The organism is Bartonella sp. AU18XJBT (assembly GCF_028618595.1).
Classification (GTDB): domain Bacteria; phylum Pseudomonadota; class Alphaproteobacteria; order Rhizobiales; family Rhizobiaceae; genus Bartonella.
Genome location: NZ_JAQITE010000077.1, coordinates 1 through 3,843 on the forward strand (window position 1 = coordinate 1; position 3,843 = coordinate 3,843).

The 3,843-nt window shown below is 42.4% G+C and carries 4 protein-coding genes; 2 read left to right on the forward strand and 2 right to left on the reverse strand.

The features are described from left to right. Together PVV60_RS09660 and PVV60_RS09665 are read left to right on the forward strand one after the other, a co-directional pair. The coding region (locus PVV60_RS09660) for a tyrosine-type recombinase/integrase (protein ID WP_404977305.1) at positions 1 to 340 on the forward strand (340 nt) is incomplete at its 5' end. 207 nt (positions 341 to 547) lie between these two features. After that, positions 548 to 748, forward strand: a complete 201-nt coding sequence (locus PVV60_RS09665) for an AlpA family transcriptional regulator (protein WP_015856172.1) — start codon at positions 548 to 550, stop codon at positions 746 to 748. A 222-nt stretch (positions 749 to 970) separates the two neighbouring features. Here the strand turns inward: PVV60_RS09665 and PVV60_RS09670 are convergent, their stop codons facing one another. Continuing rightward, positions 971 to 1,375 (reverse strand): hypothetical protein, encoded by a 405-nt coding sequence (locus tag PVV60_RS09670; RefSeq protein ID WP_273724569.1) that lies wholly within the window; start codon positions 1,373 to 1,375, stop codon positions 971 to 973. Further along, positions 1,372 to 3,843 (reverse strand): hemagglutinin repeat-containing protein (locus PVV60_RS09675; RefSeq protein WP_273724570.1); only part of this gene is annotated, 2,472 nt, incomplete at its 5' end. The genes PVV60_RS09675 and PVV60_RS09670, both read right to left, overlap by 4 nt.

A 3,843-nucleotide genomic window follows, 5' to 3' on the forward strand; every position in this document is an offset into this window, starting at 1 on the left:
CGTGCCTTTATCAACAGAAGCATTAGACATTTTAAAACAAGCACGCCTTTTATCACGCAATGATTTCTTTTTCTCTGCTAGAGGCCGTAGTCCCCTTGCTGATAGTTGTATGGCAAAGTATATGAGAAAAAATAAACTTGAAGCCTGCCCGCATGGTTTTCGTTCTAGTTTACGTGATTGGCTCGCTGAGACAACCGATGCCTCCTATGAGATCGCTGAAACCATTTTAAGTCATACGGTAGGCGGTAAAGTAGAGCGTGCCTATCGTCGTACTGATTATCTAGAACAGCGCCGTGTCTATATGGATAAATGGGCGGCATATGTCACGGGTCAATCTTAAGATATGGGGTGCATAACCCCATGATCTGTGGATAACTTTAGCTCTCTTTTCTCTCATTCTTTCTCAATAAGATTCATCACGTATCACATCAGAAATTATATGATAAAATATTGTTTTCTATGAATAAAACATCTTTCTAAATGAACCAAAATGTGGTTAATAAATAGTTATGATTTGTTCTCATTTTTTGATAGAAAGGATTTTAGTATGACAGAAAATGATATTCTTTTGACAGACCGTGAAAGTGCAAAATTGCTTCATATGAGTGTCTCAACATTCCGCCGTCATGTTACCAATGGATCTTTGCCAAAACCTTTAAAATTTGGTTTTTTATCGCGTTGGTTACAATCAGATCTTTTGAATGTCATTGAGCAAGCAAAACAGCAACGTTATAACGACGCGGCATAAAAAAAAACTTGTCATATAAGGACGGACAAGTCTTTCTCAAGCTCATCAACTTGGATGATAACAAAAACCGTCCTGTATCGCAACCTGGTTATAGGATTACTAAGTACATTCTACGCCATATTGCTTTACATACAATATTGAGATGTTAGATTGAGAAAACAATCCCGCCATTCCAAGCGAAGGCAAGAATGGCGGATTGTTGGTCATTACAAACAGCAAGACTTAAGGATAGCATTCATATTGTTCTGGATGCTTTTTACAAAAAGGGCTATTTAAGCGCTTCTTAACACTGCGCCTCGGGATCACAGCGCCTGGACGACAAATGGGAAGGTTTTCCCCTTTATGATTTACACACCAGCCCCCCCCCCTTTGGTCTTTATAGCGGAAACCTGATTGAATCATACAGGCATGAATTGTTGCCCATGCATTGTTGCTTAAATTTCTGTTTTCTGGAAATACATCATAAGGAGCTGGCATTCCACATTCTAATAATGCTTTGCCTACCTCAGTAAAGTCTGCTCCAGGCTTTTCCCACATCGCCAAAGATGATGAAGGAGTTTTATTAAACTGACATCCAGCTATATTCAACAAAGTTACAACACCTAATAGTTTTAAAATTTGTTTCATTTTTTACTCCTTAAAGGGACTTGTACTAGATTGGATGAGCCATAAACATATCGACATGCTGAGCTCGCATTTCCAAGACAGGTATGGGGATTTATGGGATTTGAGAACATATTCCATGTTTCTTTCCACCAGTTACTACCAGCAGGTATTGTCTCATAGGTATAGCCATTACCGCCAATAATTCTGCTTACAAAGTCAAATCTATGCCCATCAAAGCCAATAGTGGTTTGTTTGCCACCACTCACATAACCTAACAAACCGGATGCAGCCAAAACATTAGCCGCTGGTCCATGGAAACTGATCGTTGTATTGCCAGCTACATCATTTACACCTTCTTGTTTGAAAGAATTCATCATATTAAAGCCTGTCAAACTGCCACGACTATGGGCATCAAAATGCAATCCTGTGTTACCATAGCGAGACATTATATCTTTTGCTTCTTGTGTGGAATTGGTCAAACCCCAAAAGTTATTTTCCATGAACTTCTGATAGCCTGCTACCAAGAGTTCTGAGATAGCAGAATCAGCCTGGGGGAACACAACAAAATAAAGCGGTACATTTTTATTCTCCGCATGTTGCTCAGCATAAACAGCCGCCTCATAGGGTGGGGTAAAAATGCCATTGAGGAACACATGCACCTTGCCATCAGCACCTTCTTGCAAATGTTCCTTTTCCTCAGCCGTTAAATAATGAAACTTAGGGATAGGTTGTCCACGAGCGTCTTTGATATACTGCCCATTTGCATCTATTTCATAGATTGTATTGCCCTTTTCATCGCGGTCGACCACAGCGATGGGGTGCTCTTTGATAAACATGGTTTTATAGGAATCATCGCTGTATTTAAACCCTTCTTCTAAGAGTTGAGTTGCCATTTCACGGTTTTCATGGACGATTTGTTCCAGCTTGCCTACATCGAGCTGTTGTACACCCTTATGGGCGGTGGCAGTATCACGATTAAGGGAGGAGGCTATGGCTTGCTCAACATCTTGCCCTGTCAACGCCTTCTGCCCTACTTCATCAGTAATGACGATGGTGCCATTGTTGATAGCAGATTTGGTATATCCTTCCTCTGAATCTTTAGCTTTTGAATGATCTAAGACATTTTTAGCAATGTTTTTCCCGACACCATATTTGCCCTGATACATTGGACCACCCGCAGCAATGCTGATCCCATCGCTGCTGGCTTGCGCATGCGCACTGTTGCTGATGTCACTGGTGCTGATGCTTCCTGTGGTCAGGCTGTTTTTATCTGCCGGCGCAGTGCTGGCAATGATGCCTCCGGTTAGGGTCGTTTTATCTTTAACGTTGATCTTAAAGCCGCCATCACCCGCTTTGATGCCTGATTGTTCTACAACACTATGATAATCGCTAGAGGATTTATCCTTGTTCAAGGAAATATTGGTTGTGGCTGCATCATCCTTTTTTCCACCATTAAACCCAATAGAAAAAGAGTCTTGCTTGCTGGAACTTTGTCCCGTATCACTGCGGCTGGTAACGGAGAAATCACCTCCTACTTCCATTTCTACTTGATTTCCAGAAACCACGGCGCCTGCCAATGTGGTATCCTCTCCACTGCTGGTATGAACAGTGCCAGTGCCAACAATATGGCTGTTTTTGTGATGCACTTCCTCACTGGAACCCTTGCCTTTACCAAAAGAAGCATTCCCCATCCACCCTGTACCACTGGTACCATAACTATACCCAACATTCATTGAAGCGCTTTGCGTATGATTTTGTGTGCTTTGTGTGTTTTGCGCACTTTCAAAGGTGATATGTTGCCCTGCCTCCAAGGTGATATTCCCACTCTGTGCATCATTGCTTCGCATCGGGTTTGTACCAGCGATAATATCGGCTCCAACACCATGGATGCTACCTTTGTGGGCTTGCATGTTAACAGCGCGTCCGCCTGCTATGCTATCTGTCACCGCAGTAGAGGTCTGAACAGATGCCTCCTTCTTCTCTGTCTTAAAGCCCACGGTTACGCTGGCAGAAACATCAGCAATATCACGAATAGACTGTTTGTTTCCACCTTTCATCCCATTATAAAGACCTTTGCCTTTGCTATAGAGATCATAGCCTTTTAGACCAGCAATAAGACCATTGCCGATTTTGTGTTTTGTATCCCCATGACCAAAACGTTTGGCTGCATCCTTTACATCTTGTACGGCACCAAGAATGCCCACATTGACAGAGCCTGTCACACCAGCAAAAGACTTTTCATGCTTTTCTTTTGCGTTAGAGGTATCATAGCTTTCTGATAGGGTGATATTATTGCCAGCATCAATGTTGACATCACGATCCGCCGAAACATTGGCTGCTTGTAAATTCACATCATTGTCAACAGTAATCTGCACATCTTGGCGTGCCGTGATGTGTGATTGTGTGGAAGTGGTTTCCCATTGATCGCCCGTATCTTTAGCGCTTGCAATTCCAACACCTACAGAAGCACCGCTTTTGCTCTTTTCAAA